The sequence below is a fragment of the Cupriavidus sp. HMR-1 genome (genome assembly GCF_000319775.1).
Classification (GTDB): Bacteria; Pseudomonadota; Gammaproteobacteria; order Burkholderiales; family Burkholderiaceae; genus Cupriavidus; species Cupriavidus metallidurans.
Genome location: NZ_ANKP01000038.1, coordinates 12,673 through 28,703 on the forward strand (window position 1 = coordinate 12,673; position 16,031 = coordinate 28,703).

Sequence of the window (16,031 nt, forward strand, 5' to 3'; positions counted from 1 at the left end):
AGGTCATTTGCGCAAGCGCCCTGGTTTGGGACTCTTGCTGCGGTGCTTGCGAGGCGGCGGTTGGCTGCGATGCAGGTGCCGGGCTAGCAGGACAATCAAGCTGAGGATGGTCACCAGCCCGACCAGAATTACCGCGACGACCGCGGGCGGCAGATGCAGGATGGGAGGCGGACGCATACGGGGATTTTCGGGCCTGGTGTGCTAGCTGTCCAGAAGGTGGGTCGCGGCGATTTGCCGACGGAGGGTGCCCTACGTGTTGCGGGAGCTCACCAGCGCGGTGTCTTGATATTGTGGCGGCACCTCGAGCAAACGCCCGGGAAGTGCCGTAGGGCGGGTGCCCTCTCATGGATGCGCGCCGCACTGGTGAACGTTCCCAATGCACTGAAGACTGGCCTGGCGGCCCCCGGGACTCGCCAGGCACAGTTGCTACACGGCCCGCTCCAGTTCTGCCTGCTTGGCGGTGGTGGAGGGCGAGGGCAACAAGCGCCGGCGCAGCAACAGATATACGGCGGGCACGACGAACATCGATAGCAGCGGCGCTGTCACCATGCCACCCACCATTGGCGCAGCAATCCGTTGCATGACCTCAGACCCTGTGCCATGTGACCACATGATCGGAATCAGGCCCGCCAGGATGACCGCCACCGTCATCGCCTTCGGCCGGACGCGCAATACCGCACCCTCCTGGATGGCGTCGAGCAACGCATCTAGCGTATCTTCACCGCGCGCCAACCGGTCGTGCCACGCGTGCTTGAGATACAGCAGCATGATGACGCCGAACTCTGCGGCCACACCCGCAAGCGCGATGAACCCAACTATCCCAGCCACAGAGAGGTTGTAGCGCAACAGATACAGCAGCCAGAAGCCGCCTATTAGGGCCAAGGGGAGCGTGCCCATGATCAGCATGGCTTCATCCAGCCGGCCGAAAACTAGATAGAGCAGTACGAAGATGATCAGCAAGGTAAAGGGGACGACGACCTTGAGTTTGGCCGTAGCACGCTCCAGATACTCGAACTGGCCTGACCAACTGAGGGCATACCCGGCGGGCATTGGTACGGCCTTCGCCACGGCGGCCTGCATGTCACGCACGGTGGACCGAAGATCTCTGCCGCGAATGTCAACATATACCCAACCGGAAAGACGTGCGTTCTCACTGCGCAACATCGGTGGGCCCTGCATGACAGTAATGCGGGCCACATCGGCCAGCGCAATCTGTAAGCCGCTGTCGGTCACAATTGGCAGGCGCCGCAGTGCATCGATGGAGTCCCGATCGTCGCGCGGATACCGAACGTTGATGGGGAATCGTGCGAGTCCATCGACCACCTCACCAACGGTTTCACCCCCGATGGCCGAGGAAACGATCGATTGGATGTCCTCGATGTTCAGGCCGTAGCGGCCCGCCGCCGTGCGGTCGATGTCGACATCGATGTAGCGCCCGCCCGTGAGCCGTTCGGCCAGCGCAGACGTCACGCCGGGGACCGTCTTGACGGCCTCTTCGATGCGCGTGGCGAGCCTGTCGATCTCCTTGAGGTCCGTGCCGGCCACCTTGATGCCGACGGGACTCTTGATGCCGGTCGCGAGCATGTCAATGCGATTGCGGATCGGTGGCACCCAGATATTGGACAGGCCCGGTACCTTGACGATGCGGTCCAGTTCCTCGACCAGCTTGTCGGTGGTCATGCCAGGACGCCACTGATCCTTCGGCTTGAAGCGAATGGTCGTCTCGAACATCTCAATCGGCGCGGGGTCCGTCGCACTGTCGGCGCGGCCGGCTTTGCCAAACACAGATGCCACTTCAGGGACCGTCTTGATCAGGCGGTCGGTCTGTTGCAGCAACTGCGACGCCTTGCCCGCCGCAAGCCCGGGCAGAGCGGAGGGCATGTAGAGCAGATCGCCTTCATCCAGCGGTGGCATGAATTCCCCTCCGGTCCGCATGATCGGCCAGGCGGTCGCCACCAGGAGGGCGCCTGCCAGCACCACGGTAGTCTTCGGGTACTTGAGCACCTTGTTGAGCAGCGGGTGATAGGCGCGGATCAACAGGCGATTGAGTGGATTGGCCTGTTCGGAAGGGATCTTGCCACGAATCATGTAGCCCATTAACACGGGGATCAACGTGACAGAGAGGCCCGCCGCCGCGGCCATGGAATAGGTCTTGGTGAACGCCAATGGAGAGAACAACCTGCCTTCCTGTGCCTCCAGGGTGAAGACTGGAATGAACGACAGGGTGATGATCAGCAGCGAGACGAACAGGGCAGGCCCGACCTCCGCGGCCGACTCACCGATAAGGCGCCATCGCTCTTGCGCCTCAAGTTCCTGGTCGGGATGCTTGACGTGCCAGTGCTCCAGATGCTTGTGGGCGTTCTCGATCATGACGACCGCGGCGTCGACCATCGCGCCGACCGCGATCGCAATGCCCCCCAGCGACATGATGTTGGCGTTCACGCCCTGATAGCGCATAACAAGGAATGCCGCCAGCACGCCAAGCGGCAACGAGATGATGGCGACCAGTGCCGAGCGCAAGTGAAAGAGAAAGAGCAGGCAGACCACTGCGACGACCGCGAACTCCTCCAGCAGCTTGGTGGTGAGGTTGTCGACTGCGCGATTGATCAGCGCCGACCGGTCGTAGGCCGTGACGACCTCGACGCCGGCCGGCAGGCTTTTCTGCAGGGTCTGAAGTTTGGCCTTGACAGCGTTGATCGTCTCCAGCGCGTTCTTGCCCGAGCGCAGGATAATCACCCCGCCCGCGACTTCGCCTTGCCCGTTGAGCTCCGCGATGCCGCGGCGCATCTCCGGGCCCAATTGGACCACGGCGACATCGCCCAGTCGCACCGGAATGCCGGCATCGCTCGTCACGATCGGCACCTGCCGAAAATCATCCAGCGTCTTCAGGTAACCGGTGGCGCGCACCATGTACTCGGCTTCGCCCAGTTCCAATACCGAGCCCCCGGTTTCCTGATTGGCCCCCTTGAGCGCGGCCAGCACCTTGCCTTGTGACAGGTTGTAGGCGCGAAGCCGGTCGGGCAACAGCACAATCTGGAACTGCTTGACCATCCCGCCCAACGAGGCAACCTCGGCGACATTGGGCAAGGACTTGAGTTCAAATCGCAAGAACCAGTCCTGGAGCGCGCGCAACTGCGACAGGTCATGCTGTCCGCTCTTGTCCACGAGCGCATATTCATAGACCCAACCCACGCCGGTCGCGTCGGGGCCAAGCGCGGGCTTGGCGGCGGCCGGCAGCCGGGACTGGACCTGGTTCAAGTACTCCAGGACGCGTGAGCGGGCCCAGTACAGGTCGGTGCCGTCCTCGAACAGTACGTAGACATAGGAGTCGCCGAAGAACGAGTATCCGCGCACGGTCTTCGCGCCGGGCACCGACAACATCGTGGTGGTCAGCGGATAGGTGACCTGGTTCTCCACAATCTGGGGGGCCTGCCCAGGGAATGGGGTGCGAATGATGACCTGCACATCGGAGAGGTCGGGTAGGGCATCCAGTGGTGTACTTCGCACGGCCCACAGCCCCCACGCGGTCAGCATCACCGTGGCAAGAAGGACCAGGAAGCGGTTGCGGATGGAGGCAAGGATCAATCGGGCGATCATGGCTTGGCTCCCGCGGTCTGGACTTGCGGCGCGACGGTGACGAGCGTCGCCATGCCGTGGGGATCCAGCCGGAAGCTGAACGCGACGCGATCGCCCGCTTTCAGTCCTTGCGGAAGGCCGGCAGGCGGCGCGGCAAACTCCATCGTCATGGCGCCCCACTGGGCGGACGGGATGGCGTCGTGAGCGATGGTCAGGCTGCGCTCGCCGATGGACTGGATGCGCCCCACTGCGCGATGCTCGGGGCCGGCGGCCGACCCCTCGGAGGCGGCGCTCTCAGCCGGGGTTGCGGAAGTTTCTTGCATGCGCGCGACGGTTCCGCGCAGGCTCGCTTCCGAATCAATCAGGAACTGTCCGGAAACCACGACTTGCTGGCCAGCCTTCAGACCCTCGAGGATCTCGGTCTGACCACCGGCGGTCGCGCCCGCCTTGATATCGACCGGATCAAATCCACCTTCGCCTTTGGCCACCATGGCAATTGTGCGCGTACCGGTCCGGATCAGTGCCTCGCTGGGTACGAGCAGGCGCGCTGTTGCGCCCGCCGGCATCATGCGTACCGACACGAACATGCCCGGCAGCAGTTTTCTGTCCTTGTTCTGCAGTTCGATCCGGACCTTGATCGTGCGCGTACCGGCGCTTACGTCCGGCAAGATCGTGTCCACCTTGCCGGGCAGCGCCAGATTCGGCAGTGCCGTGGTGCTTGCCATGACCTCCTGGCCGGGCCGCAGGGCAGCCGCCTGGCTTTCGGGCACTTCGGCGAGCACCCACACCGTTGCCAGGCTGGCGATGCGAAAGAGCGTCATGCCAGGGGGAACGGTCATGCCGTCCCGAGCGCCGACCTCAGTGACAATGCCGTCGACGGCGCTATTGACCGTGAGCCGTGGCTGGAGCTTGCCGCTTGCCTGCACCCCACGGATCTGGCCGTCTGTCATGCCCACCTGCCGCATGCGCGCCAGCGCGGCGTCGCGCAGTTCGGGCTGGGGGTTGCCCGGCATGCGCGCGACGGCCAGGTACTCTTCCTGCGCCGCCACCCAGTCTGGCGAATAGATCTGCGCGAGCGCCTGGCCCTTGCGGACCGTTTCCATGGTAGTGCGGGCGAAGGTGCGCTCGACGAACCCGGTTGTCCGCGCCTGAATGACTTCGATGCCGCGTTCGTTGATGGCGACATTGCCGGGGACCTGCAAGGCCATCTCCAGCCTGCCAAGCTTTACTTCTGCGGTCCGGATGCCGAGGTTCTGCGTCACGCGGCCGTCGATGCGCACCGCGGCGCCGTCGGCGTTGTCCTCTTCATACACCGGTATCAGCGGCATATCCATGTAAGGGGATTTGCCCGGCTTGTCGAAACGCTGCCCCGGTACCATCGGGTCGCGCCAGTAGAGGATCCGTTTGCCGGTCTTGGGCTCGGCGCCCGCGGCCGGATCGTGGCCGTCGTGAGGCCCGTTGATGGTTGCGGATCCGGACGCTTGCTGATGACCCTGCTGTTGTCCAAGGTAATATGCGCCACCCAGGCCCGCCGCAACGGCGAGGCTCATCGCGACGCGCGCGATTGCGGTCGTTTTCATGGTTGATCCCCTTGCGTGGATGCCGGCATTGCTTCAGTCGCAAGCGGCATCAGGAAATTGAGCTCGGCCCACAGCCGGGCCGTCGCGGCCTCCAACTTCAGGCGTTCCAGCGAGAGATTGAGCGCTTTGCGGCTCGCGTCGGCGACTGCGGAGAGCGTGCCGGCACCGGCGCGATACGCCGTCAGTGCTGCTTCTGTCTGCGTTCTGGCCAGCGGCACCGTGACGTCGCGATAACGTTCCAGCCGCGACTGGTTCAGGCCGAGTTCGGCTCGCTTGCCGCGCAGTTGGCCCTGTAGCCCACGTCGAACCGCTTCGGCTTGGGCTCGCGCTGCATCGGCCTGTGAGAGCTTCGCGGCGAGCTCACGATCTTGCCGGTTCTTCCGATCCCAGGGCAAAGGCAGGGATAGGTTGACCGAAACCATGTTCGAGTACGCTGGGCCGCGCTGGCTGTACATCAACTCCACGCTGACGTCCGGAATCCTGTTTTCCCGCGCCACGCTGCCCTCGGCCTCCGCGACGCCGACCTGGGCCTCGGCGGTGGCCACATCGGGCAACTGGGACACGACGCTGCCATCGAGATTGGCGAGCCACGCGGGTATCGCAAGCGTCGGACTGTCACCCAGGGGGCGCACGGCGGCGTCACCGACCCAGCGCTGCAGCATTGCTCTGGCTGTCGACACAGCGGCGCGCGCCTCGTCCTCCCGGTCGCGCAATTGCTGCAACTCAAGTTCAGCGGTCAGGATATCGGTCCGGGGGCCGCGGTTGCCACGATAGGCAGCGCGGGCAGCGTCGATCATCAGCCCGATGGACTGCGCCTGTTCCGCCAGCACGACGGTTGCCCGCTCGGCATAGAGCCGATCGAGCCACGCCTGTGCCGCGCCACGCTGTACGGCGGCGAGCGCGGCCGTGCGTTGCGCCTGCGCCGACGAGGCCTCGGCCTCGAAGCGTCGTGCGCGCGCTTCACGCTTGGCTGATCGCGTCAGTTCCTGCATCACGCTGATCGAGCGCATCGTCATCGATTCCGTGCCGATTGAGAAGCGATCCCGTCCATCGGCGGGCACGTTGTTGACGCCAACCTTGAGAACCGGGTCCGGCAGTTGCCTGCCCGCAACCGCCATTTCCAAGGCGGATTGGATTGCTGCGCGCGACGTCTCAGCGTCCGAGGCATGCGCCGAGGCGAGCACCACGGCTTCCTGCAACGACAGGGGTGCGGCCGATTGCGCCCATCCGGGATGGGCGGCCGCGATGAGCGAGAGGGCGAGCGACCACCGCCGCCCGCGCGCTAGGGGAAAACGCAAAAACATAAAGCCTCCACAAAGCAACGACTCCCTTGGTCTTGACGACTCAGGGCACGATAGCGGACGTTGCTTCGCGGGCTAAATGCGGAAACAGCAATGGAGGATCGCGAGCGGGCGGGGAGGCGGTCGTGGGACGGGGTTGCCCGTGGCCAGCCGATACCCGCCAAGGATCGGTGTCAGGTCAGGTGTGGCTACCGGGCTAACCGAGGCCGCCTGGAATACGGGCAGTTGCGGGCTCGCATGATCGGCAGATTTGCTGTCCTGGTGGCAATGCGCCTGGCACAGGCCTGCATGCGAATGGCCCCGCTTGATTGCCATGTCCGGACAGGATTCCGCCATCCCGGTCATGCTCGCCGTCAGGCTCAGCGCATACCGGCTGCCCTCACAGGCGTAGGCGGCCGCTGCCAGTTGAACTGTCAGGAACGAAATCAACAGGAATGCGGCAATCCAGTGCCGGCGATAGGAGGCGTGCATGAGCCGGGAATCAAGTGGGCGAATCCTAGCAGCCTTGATTTTACTTCCGGCAATAAGTCTGCAGTGGGTTGTCCTGGATCAAAGACGCTCACGAAGTGCGGCACTTGACCATCGGTCGGAAAAGCCGACGATGGTCGTGCGCAAGGGATTCGGTCCGTCTGGGCGCCGTGCGCCCCGCCTGATTCTGGTGCATGGCGGCCCTGTCATGTGTGAGTCATTTTGCTGACAGGCCGGCTCTCTAGAATACGCTGAGACGAAATTCCGCCTTTCTGTGCCGTCGAATGAGACGCTTGCTGCCCCGCCTCCTGCTGTGGTTCATGATCTTCGCATTGCCGCTGCAGGCGATGGGAGCGCCCGCGCACGCCGGCTGCCCAGCGCATGACCGGCTGCGCAATGATGCGGCGATGGTCCTCGAGGTCGATGTGGAGGAAACGGTCAGCAACCCGGACAAGCCGTGTCACCACAACACGCAGCACAGCCCTTCGCGGGGAAAACTGGCTCCTGATGCGGACGGTCACGCGTGCGACGCGTGCGTCGCCATGGGCCAGGCCGCCGGATGGTTCTTGGGCTTCTGGCTGCGGCAGCCGGAATCGTTCGAGGTGGCGGGCAGGACGGCCGCGCTCCTCGCCAGTTTCATTCCAGACGTGCTTCTTCGTCCACCCTCCACTCCTGTGTGAATTGGGGCTTCACCCCGATCGCAGTCCCGCCCTCATCGGATTGCGACGCCTTGCTGCCTAGTACCTAGGTATCTCAATTCACTTGCCACGTCATCGCGTTGACGCGTTGCCGTGGGACAACCTCGCCCGTGCGTCGGCAAGCCAACGCGTGGAGCAGGAACCTCGAACGGGAGACGACCATGCGCGCATGCATTCAGTGCAGAGCCCCTATCAAGCACGAAATCTGGAGTTGCGCCGCGTGCGGCTGGCAACCGATGAGTCAGGATGGATTGGTCTGCATGGCGCCGGCCATGCTGGCCGACCATGATGGCTATCACGAACCTCTCTTCGAGGAATACGAAAAGCTCGAAGCCACACACTTTTGGTTCGTTCATCGGCGGCGGCTGATTCTTGACGTCCTGCAGAGCCATTTCCCGACACTCAGGTCCTTCATGGACATCGGGTGCGGGACCGCCGAGAACCTCAAGGCCATCGAGCAGCGCTTTCCGCATGCGCGCATTTGCGGTGGGGAGGCGTCGCTGCAGGCACTGGCCTCGGCCCGCAACAAGTCCAACGCCCAGTTCATCCAGATGGACGCCCGCGCGCTGCCCTTTACCGCTGCCTTTGATGTGATCGGGGCGTTCGATGTGATCGAGCACGTCGACGACGATGAGCGTGTCCTGGCAGAGATGTACCGGGCTTGTCGCGCCGGCGGTGGCCTCATCCTCACCGTACCGCAGCATCCCAGCCTGTGGAGCCATCTTGACGATGCGGCCAAGCACAAGCGCCGCTACACGCGCAGTGAGTTGCTTGGCAAGGTGCGGGCCGCCGGATTCCAGCCCGTCTACGCCACCTCCTTCATGTCGCTGCTTCTGCCGGCGATGGCGCTCTCGAGATTGCAGCAACGGCTCAAGCCGCCCAAAGACGCGGTGGACGACGGATTCCGAATTGGCGCGACGCTCAACCGCATCTTTGGCGGCATCTGTGCCGCCGAGCGGCAGTTGATTCTTGCCGGTCTGAGGTTTCCGTTAGGCGGTTCCCTACTTGTCGCCGCGAGGAAGCCTTCGTGAAGTCTCGCGTTCTCTGGTTTTCGCTCATTGTCGTTGCCATCTTGCTGTGGACCGCGACCCTCTCGATCCGGCCGCTCTACGAACCGGATGAGGGGCGCTACGCCGAAGTTGCCCGGGAGATGTTCGTCTCGGGCGACTGGACGACCCCTCGGCTGAACGGCGTCAAGTTCTTTGACAAGCCGCCACTTCAGTATTGGGCGACCGCGGCGGCGTTTGCGGTGTTTGGCGTCAGTGAATGGAGCGCCAGACTCTGGAGTTCGTTGATCGGAGCCAGTGCCATCCTGGTCGCCGGTTGGTCTGCGACGGCACTCTTCGGGCGGCGAGTGGGGCTCGCCTCTGCCCTGGTGCTGGCCGGCTCGCCGCTATGGATACTGGGCTCGAACCTGACCACGACAGATATCGGCGTCGGCGCACTGCTGGGCAACGCCGTCCTGGTCTATGCGGTAGCGGTCAGGAATGCCGATAGGCGCCTCTATCCGATCGTCTGGGGTCTGGTGGGGCTGGCCTTCCTTGCCAAGGGATTGATTGCGATCGTGCTGCCCGCCGCGACCATGGTGGTCTACGCCGTGCTCACCAGACAGTTCGGACTGTTCAGAAGTCGCGCCTTCTGGATATGGGGGTTGTTCGCGTGCGTCCTCGCGCTGCCGTGGATCGTCGCAGTGTCGGTTCGCAATCCGGAATTTCTTAACTACTTCTTCGTCCACGAACACCTGGCGCGCTTCACTTCCTCCGTTCATGCCCGCAACAAGCCTGCCTGGTTCTTCGCCGCGGTGCTGGTCGCGGGAATGCTGCCGTGGGCTGGCGTCATCCCCGCCACAGTCTGGCAGCGCTACCGACCTGCGAGGCGTTCGGGGACATTTGACCCGCGTTTATTCCTGTTGGTGTGGACGCTGATTGTGCTTGTCTTCTTCTCTGTCTCGCGATCGAAGCTGCCCCTGTATATCCTGCCGGCATTTCCGCCGCTCGCCGTGCTCGTTGGTGACGCCATCCTGCGCGTGCGCACGAGATGGGTAGTGGTCGGATGCTCGCTGATGGTCATACTCGGCATCCTGATCGCGGGACTGCAATGGATCCCCGAGCTATCGGACAAGGTGCTCAGGCGCGGGATCTCGGATCTTCGTCATTTCTCCTTCTGGAGCACGCTAACCATCGGCGCCCTGGTGGTTGGCGGGCTGGTTGCCGGTGCCCTTGCCCTGTCAGGTCGACGTGGCATTGCCGTTGCAGTGGCAGCTCTTGCATCGATTGGCAGCCTTCAGCTGGGGCTCGTGGCATCCATGGCCTTCGAATCCCTGTCGATCAAGCCGATCGGCCTAACCGTCAAGGCATCGCGCCGCGCCGATACCGCCCTGTTCAACGTCGGGCAGATCGACCGGGGCTTGGCGTTCTACTCCGAAATGCTTCCCCAGGTGGTGGTTGCCAGGGACGAACTGGATCTTGGCTTTTCTGTCGATCCCCAGCGGTGGATCGATAGCTACGCGACCTTCCTGCTGCGCTGGCGCGAGCGCGGACACAAGCTCGCCGTCATGCGCGAGGCAACTTTTGCGCAACTGTCCCCCGACCTGGGGCCAGAGAGCCTGGTGGTGGCGCGCCGGGGCACGACGGTGCTCGTGGAGAAGCGATGACAATGTCGCCCAGATTCCTCCGCTATCTGGTCACCGGCGCGACCGCGACCGCCGCGCATTACCTCATGCTGATCCTGATTGTTGCGCAGGGGGGCATCCCATTGTTGGGTTCGATTGTCGGCAGCGTGGTGGGGCTCCTGACGAATTATTTCCTGAGCAGTCGGTGGGTGTTCGCGCGCACGTCGGATGCTTCATCGCGCTTTGCGAGATTCCTGGCAGTTTCGGTGCTCGCCTTCGGGCTCAACGCTGCGTTCATGTGGATCGGACTGCGGGCGGGGCTTCACTACCTGCTCGCACAGGTTCTGTCCACGTTTCTCCTCATGCTCATCAACTACACATTGCATGCCAACTGGACGTTCCTGAACAGGGAGTCACGATGAGTTCGGATAAGCGGTTGCAGGGAACAGTATCGGTGGTCGTTCCCATTTTCAATGAGGAGCAGGTCTTGCCCCTGTTCCATGCGCGTCTCGGCGCCGTCCTGGGAACCCTTCCCTATACGTCGGAAGTTATCTACGTGGACGATGGAAGCCGGGATCGGACCCTCGATGTGCTCAGGACAATACGGGGCGCCGATGAGAAAGTCGGCATCATCGAATTGAGCCGGAATTTCGGCAAGGAAGCCGCATTGACCGCGGGATTGGATGTCGCGTGCGGCGACGCCGTCGTCGTCATCGACGCCGATCTGCAGGATCCGCCGGAACTGATCCCCACCCTGATTAACAAGTGGGAGCAAGGTTTCGATGTCGTCTACGCGACCCGGCGGACCCGGGAGGGCGAATCCTTCCTGAAGAAAGCCACGGCCCACTGCTTCTATCGCCTGATGGGGAAGGTGAGTGACATCGACATCCCCGCCGACACCGGCGATTTTCGTCTGATGAGCCAGCGCGCGGTCGCGGCCATCGGCCAGCTCCGCGAACAGAACCGTTTCATGAAAGGTCTGTACGCGTGGATTGGGTACCGACAGACCTCTATCCTCTACGACCGGGATGCGCGCGCTTCGGGAAAAACGAAGTTCAACTACCGCCGCTTGTTTAAGCTCGCGATCGATGGCGTCACGGGATTCTCGACAATTCCTCTGCGGATCGCCACGTCGGTCGGCTTGATCGTCGCTGTCCCGGCGTTTTGGATGGCGCTCTATACCGTTGGCAAAACGCTGCTATTCGGCGATCCGGTGCGAGGCTATCCGTCCCTGATGACCGTCGTGTTGATGCTTGGCGGACTGCAACTCTTCTTCCTGGGCATCCTTGGCGAATATGTGGGCCGTCTGTTCAACGAAGCCAAGCGCCGGCCGCTCTATCTCGTTGCGGGCTATACCCCCGCTAGAGAGATGGATGAGGAGGGTATCCCATTCCGAAGGGTCTCGGATGCAACGAGGTCTATGGATGTTGTCGTCAGGGCTGTGCGGCGTGCGGATTCGGTGGAACATTCTCCCGCGCCCCTTGACATTGCATCGTCGGAAGTAAGAAAGAATTGGACGTGATGCGGAGATGATATAGGTACGCATCGGTATAGGAATTCAAAAAATACTGAGATCAAGGCATAGTGGTAAACGATAAATTTATAGATGGTCGTTGTCATTTAACAACCAAAAATGTTCAAGTAATCGCCCTGCAAGGTATGCGTAATATTCAATCTAATATTCTCCCGATCACTGCAGGGCCTACCTTTGAAGGAGAAATGTGAAATGAAGATTCGATGTGGAGTCGTGGCTGCGACAGCCAGTTTGATTGCGGGCACGGCGTTCGCGCAGTCCAACGTGACGCTTTACGGTGTCGCGGATGCGGGTATTGAGTACCTCAGCAACGCGCCTTCTGCTAGCAATGGATCGAACTTGGTCCGCATGAGTTCCGGCAATATGTCGACGTCGCGCTGGGGTCTACGCGGTAGCGAGGATCTCGGCGGCGGTCTCAAGGCTGTGTTCGAACTCGAAAGCGGCTTCTCGCTGGATACGGCTGTGCTGAGCAGCAGCCCTCGACTGTTTGACCGGGCCGCCCTGGTTGGCCTGGGCAGCAAGTATGGTCTGGTGACCCTGGGTCGCCAAACCACGCCGATCTACGACGTGGGCCTGCAACTCGACCCCATGGGCTTCGCACCGCGCTATTCGCTGTATCGCAGCGATGACATTATTGCCGGTCGCGCCGACAATGCGGTCAAGTATCGTGGAACGTTCGGTGGCCTGACCGCCACCGCCTTGTACAGCTTCAGCCGCACAGGTGGGGGCGAGATCCCCGGAAATTTCAAAGTCGATCGTAACATCGGCATCTCGCTGATGTACGAGACCGGCGGTCTCGCCGTTGGCGCGGTCTATGACGAGTTCCGCGGCTCGACTGTGGCAACGGACGAACGAAAGGACCGTCGCGCGTTGGTGGGTGCGAGTTATGCATTCGGTCCCGCGAAGGCCTTCCTGGGGTATCGCTGGTTCAATGGTAACGCCGGCACGCTGGCTGCCAGCGGGGCTAACCTGTACTGGGCCGGTCTGCGCTACAGCATGACGCCGGCGCTGAGCCTGACGGGCGCTGCCTACTACACGGATACGCGCAACTCCAGTGCCGATCCGCTCATGTTCGTGGCGTCGGCCGACTATGCCTTCTCGAAGCGCACGGACGTCTATATGAACGTGGCCTATGCGAGGAACAAGAATGGCTCGCAGCTCGGCCTGAACGGCTACAACTCGCTTTCGGGTGCACCTACCAGTGTCGCGCCGGGCAAGAACCAGGTTGGCGCGGTCATCGGCGTACGTCACAAGTTCTAATCGAATTCTTCAAGATCGACACTCCCTTGCTAACAACAAGAGAGCTTGAGGCCACCATATCGGTGGTCCTTTTTTTGTACACATTCATAGAGACATTGCCGTATTCCGGAAATTATTGACGGTATAGAATTTAAAAACGTCTTGACGAATATGTCATGCCATCGTGGCGGTCGGGATTCATAACCTTCTGAACTGCTACTACTATCCGCTCTACAGCCAACTGCTGGTAACGGCAACAACACGAGTTACCTTCCTGCGGCGGGCATCACGCTGAAGGCGATGTATCAGCACCGCTTGTGAATGCGCGGCAAGGTCTCCTTGCCTTGTCATCCGTCGGATCCACTATTGCGGGCCGGATAGCCGGGATGCCGCGGTGAGGCGGCTGGTCGCTGATGTGTCCGTAGCGCCGCAGGAGCACGAGGCAGTGTGGCTGGAGTCGCGAAGCATCTCAATGACAGACAGCCCGGATGTCAGGCTTGGCCGGTCACCTCTTGCCATCTCAGCTAGAGATGACATAACGAAGCACAGCCCCGGTGATTCGGTTACCACGGCGCGGCTACAGCGGGGCGCCATCAGAAGACGACAGGTATCTTCCCGCGTTCGCGCCATCGCTGCACGTCTTCACCGTGTGGGGCGCCACGTGGCTGCACGCCTCGGATCTGCTCGGCAGCACAGCCACGCTCAAGCTGTATGGTGAGGCCGGGGCGGCCTGCGCCATGGCATGCGAGGCCAACAAGGCCCCGGCAGCGGCCATTAGTATGCATCGTCGGATCATCATGGTTTTCTTTGCCGCGCTTATGCACGGCTTCTCCAGCCTGCGAACACTGTAGTTTCCCGTGCCTCACGCAAGCATGATGCGCGCGTTACGATCCTGTTAAGCTCAGGCGCGGCAATGTGCCCCTGGGCCTATCGGCTTGCAGCTCGATGCCGGTAGCGGCTTGGTGGCGAGCGCTAGGATGCGGCCAATCGCGGATTTCCTTTGACGTTGCTTCGCGGTGCAGGCGCGCTCAATTCAGGAAGATCACGCCATCCGCGAAAAGCGCAAGCTCAGCATGCTATCGGCGGATGGTCTGGGCGAGGCGGTCCGCTGTCCGATTGCTCGATAGTCCGAGGCGTCGCGTGATTTCGTCACGCCGCAGCCCCTGGAGGAGGGCGCGTCGGCAGTACGTGTTGCGTAGAATCCGCGGGCTCATATCCACCACGTCGAAGCCGATGGCATCGAAGGCCTCGCGTACGATCTTCCCAAGACTCATGTACGTGATGGGGGTGCCGGTGCGCTTTAGGGTGAACAGCAGGTCGCCATAGACGGGTGCCTTGCGGCGGATGGCCAGCCATGCTGACAACGGCGCGACGGAAAAGGACTCAAGGTCGATGGTGCGAGGCAATTTCTGGGATTTCGCCGGCACATGCAAATAGAGGGGCGCCGCGTCGGGGAGCAGGTCTTGCACGCGGGTCATTCTACCCTCGCCGGCAGTGACACCCGTGCCGAGAAAAAATGCAACGATCGCGCGGCATCGCAGTTGCGTGGGGTTGTCGCCGCTTAGTGGTTGTACGAATTCCTGCAGGCGTGCATCCACTTCCTCGGAGAGGTAGAGGCACTCGGGATCGTCCTGAAGCCATTGGTCGGCCAACATCAGCTCCGCAACAGGGTTGGCTGCACGCAGGTCAACGAGGACCAGGTGGCGGCACAACCTGTCCAACAGTTTGAGAAAGCGCAACCGGGCGGCCGTGTCGGCGGCCCCTGCCGGTCACAGCTCGTAGCTCGGCGTTCGTAGCGATACCTGTCGATAGGTCGATGCTGTGCCAGTCCCCAGTCCCCAGTCCCCAGTCCCCAGTCGTCTGGAGGATCGTTTCGCAAAAAAAAGAGCGGTTGCCCAGATCGAAGCAACCGCTAAGGGTTCCACCGGGGGAACGGCAGATTTCAAGGATATCGGACCCAGCGATGCGAAGACGAGGGCCAGTGGAGGAGTGGGCCGATATCGTGTCCTGTGTTCGTACAAGTCAGACGCCGCGAGGCTGGCATCTTCGCTGCATTCCTGGATGGGCTATTTCGCGATGTCTTCTCCCACGCGATGCTCAATCGTTGCACCACCGCCGTACACATCGAAGTCCGCGGCTTTGGCGCCGTCCGTGTACGGATCCCTCGGTCGATGAATCTGTCCACGCTCAGCATTGCGCGCGGTTTCTGCAATGGCGCTGCCGATACCGATGATCGAGACCATGAGAGCGAACAGGGCCGCAGTGGTGCGTTTCATGAGTTGCCTCCTGTTGAGTTCTATTCAATATGATCCGGTCCCCCTTTGGACAAGGATCGTCTGCGCGTGTGCCGGAACGCAATGGGCACGACGGTCGGGGGCGCGATACGCCCTAGCAATTCGACAATGTCAGTCTAGTCCGGCCAACCGAACCTACAGATGACCCTCCCATTACAACTGCAGAAAGCTTTGGGGTGAACTAGGTCTCGTTGCGAGGAGCTGCAAATCGGCGGCGATCTTCAGCGATTACCCATTTCGCGAGCGCGGAGTCGGACAACTGTGTCGCACACAGGCCGTACCACTGGCGAATGGCATCCGCCCAGATTCTTCTCTCGGCGGCTAGCGACGCGAGGTAGAACTGGAGCTCCGCCGGCAATCGGGCAGGATGCCCGTCTTTGCTGCCGATCGTCAATTCATCCAGAGCTCGCTGCAGGCCTTCGCGTCTGTGCGCCCACCACGCGTCTTTGCCGCGCTCCGCCAGCAAACACTGCAAATGGGCTCGCAGGGCGACGACCTTGGACCAGGTGACGACAGGCAGTTCGTCGTTGCTGCTACGTAGCCAGCTCGACAGCGCGTCGACGTCAGGTTCTCCCGCACTTCCGAGGAGGCCTGGCATGTATGAAGCCATCGGCGAGACGGCGTCCTGGAGCAGTTCACGGCTAACGGCCGATGGCAGGGACCGCAGCCACTCGATAAGAGCGTAAGGCGGTGACAGGTGTGCATGGGGTCGTCTCAGAAAACGGAAAAT

General features: G+C 62.1%; 14 protein-coding genes. 7 read left to right on the top strand and 7 right to left on the bottom strand.

The window, feature by feature from the left end:
• Positions 1-426: 426 nt before the first annotated feature.
• The 4 genes from D769_RS05110 to D769_RS30880 form a co-directional block, all read right to left on the bottom strand.
• Positions 427-3,597 (bottom strand): efflux RND transporter permease subunit, encoded by a 3,171-nt coding sequence (locus D769_RS05110; RefSeq protein ID WP_008642710.1) that lies wholly within the window; start codon positions 3,595-3,597, stop codon positions 427-429.
• Positions 3,594-5,156, bottom strand: coding sequence for an efflux RND transporter periplasmic adaptor subunit (locus tag D769_RS05115; RefSeq protein ID WP_008642712.1), 1,563 nt, complete (start codon positions 5,154-5,156; stop codon positions 3,594-3,596). Before D769_RS05115 ends, D769_RS05110 begins: the two co-directional genes overlap by 4 nt.
• Complete coding sequence (locus D769_RS05120; protein WP_008642714.1) at positions 5,153-6,460, bottom strand: TolC family protein; 1,308 nt, start codon at positions 6,458-6,460, stop codon at positions 5,153-5,155. Before D769_RS05120 ends, D769_RS05115 begins: the two co-directional genes overlap by 4 nt.
• A gap of 72 nt (positions 6,461-6,532) precedes the next feature.
• The gene (locus D769_RS30880; protein WP_008642716.1) at positions 6,533-6,928 is read right to left on the bottom strand and encodes a copper/silver resistance protein SilD; all 396 of its coding nucleotides are present in this window, start codon (positions 6,926-6,928) and stop codon (positions 6,533-6,535) included.
• A gap of 281 nt (positions 6,929-7,209) precedes the next feature.
• Between D769_RS30880 and D769_RS05125 the strand changes: the two genes are divergently transcribed.
• The 7 genes from D769_RS05125 to D769_RS05155 all read left to right on the top strand — a co-directional run bounded on the left by D769_RS05125 (position 7,210) and on the right by D769_RS05155 (position 13,858).
• Positions 7,210-7,605 carry a hypothetical protein gene (locus tag D769_RS05125; RefSeq protein ID WP_008642718.1) on the top strand — a complete coding sequence of 132 codons (396 nt, stop codon included), beginning with the start codon at positions 7,210-7,212 and terminating at the stop codon, positions 7,603-7,605.
• Between the two features lie 290 nt (positions 7,606-7,895).
• Complete coding sequence (locus D769_RS05130) at positions 7,896-8,654, top strand: class I SAM-dependent methyltransferase (RefSeq protein ID WP_223506125.1); 759 nt, start codon at positions 7,896-7,898, stop codon at positions 8,652-8,654.
• Positions 8,651-10,276 carry a glycosyltransferase family 39 protein gene (locus D769_RS05135; RefSeq protein WP_008642723.1) on the top strand — a complete coding sequence of 542 codons (1,626 nt, stop codon included), beginning with the start codon at positions 8,651-8,653 and terminating at the stop codon, positions 10,274-10,276. Before D769_RS05130 ends, D769_RS05135 begins: the two co-directional genes overlap by 4 nt.
• Positions 10,273-10,656: a GtrA family protein gene (locus D769_RS05140; RefSeq protein ID WP_008642726.1), complete on the top strand. Its 384-nt coding sequence runs from the start codon at positions 10,273-10,275 to the stop codon at positions 10,654-10,656. The genes D769_RS05135 and D769_RS05140 overlap by 4 nt, the downstream gene beginning before the upstream one ends.
• Positions 10,653-11,756 carry a glycosyltransferase family 2 protein gene (locus tag D769_RS05145; RefSeq protein ID WP_008642728.1) on the top strand — a complete coding sequence of 368 codons (1,104 nt, stop codon included), beginning with the start codon at positions 10,653-10,655 and terminating at the stop codon, positions 11,754-11,756. The genes D769_RS05140 and D769_RS05145 overlap by 4 nt, the downstream gene beginning before the upstream one ends.
• A 204-nt stretch (positions 11,757-11,960) precedes the next feature.
• A complete protein-coding gene (locus D769_RS05150; RefSeq protein ID WP_008642729.1) occupies positions 11,961-13,028 on the top strand; it encodes a porin in 1,068 nt (355 codons plus the stop codon).
• Positions 13,029-13,561: 533 nt separating this feature from the next.
• Complete coding sequence (locus D769_RS05155; protein WP_008642731.1) at positions 13,562-13,858, top strand: hypothetical protein; 297 nt, start codon at positions 13,562-13,564, stop codon at positions 13,856-13,858.
• A 225-nt stretch (positions 13,859-14,083) separates the two neighbouring features.
• On the opposite strand, the gene D769_RS05160 is transcribed toward D769_RS05155, so the two are convergent.
• The 3 genes from D769_RS05160 to D769_RS05170 form a co-directional block, all read right to left on the bottom strand.
• Positions 14,084-14,662, bottom strand: a complete 579-nt coding sequence (locus D769_RS05160; protein WP_223277383.1) for a site-specific integrase — start codon at positions 14,660-14,662, stop codon at positions 14,084-14,086.
• A 411-nt stretch (positions 14,663-15,073) separates the two neighbouring features.
• Positions 15,074-15,283: a hypothetical protein gene (locus D769_RS05165; RefSeq protein WP_008642736.1), complete on the bottom strand. Its 210-nt coding sequence runs from the start codon at positions 15,281-15,283 to the stop codon at positions 15,074-15,076.
• A 199-nt stretch (positions 15,284-15,482) separates the two neighbouring features.
• A partial coding sequence (locus D769_RS05170) for a hypothetical protein (RefSeq protein WP_052018054.1) occupies positions 15,483-16,031 on the bottom strand: 549 nt, incomplete at its 5' end.